The following is a 654-nucleotide window of genomic DNA, read 5'->3' as shown; positions in this document are numbered from 1 at the left end:
GGATATTGTAGAAAAAAGCGGAACTTGCCTCTGGCGTCAATAGGAGAATCTATGTTGAGGACATTGTCAGTCGGTATTATTGTTATTGGTTAGTYGTGTAAGCCATGCTGCGACAGAGTCGACCATGTCCTTGCTGGATAACCGCTTTCGAGTGGATCCAACCATCGATCAAATCACTTTCTTGATTTATCGAGAAAATCCCTCTCAGCCCGTGGTGCTAGTGCGACCAGATGGTCGAAATACTACGCTTTCAAAAGCTACCCCAACGTCCGCTGGTATCAAGAGCCAGCGATGGACATCATCTCTATTGACAACCCGATGCCGGGCCCTTGGCAAGCCGTGGGAAAAGTGAGCCCAAAAAACAACATTCGGTTGATTTCTCACCTGACGCTTTCAACGGATTTCTTCCCTAGTCGTTTGTATCATGGCGAAGTGATGAAGTTCACCGCAAGGCTCGCATCGGATGATAAGCCGTTGGTCCTGAGAGATTTCCTTGATCGCGTCAATCTAAAAGTGACTTTCACGAAGTTTGTTGAAAACGAGCAAGATTTAGTGAAAGAAGCGCGTCCAGTTCCCATTGTTATTGGCGATTTTAGCGATGATGGCATGGGTTTAGATGAAAGAGCGGTGATGGTGTATTACTGTGCAGCTGCY

Annotated in this window: 1 pseudogene; it reads left to right on the top strand. The window is 46.8% G+C overall.

The features are described from left to right. Positions 1-51: 51 nt before the first annotated feature. Positions 52-654, top strand: a pseudogene (locus tag CIK04_RS30330) (TIGR03503 family protein); the annotation flags it as partial.

It is taken from the genome of Vibrio sp. 03_296, assembly GCF_002265885.1.
The sequence above is the reverse complement of the archived record's forward strand: the minus strand, read 5'-3'. Positions and strand labels throughout refer to the sequence as shown.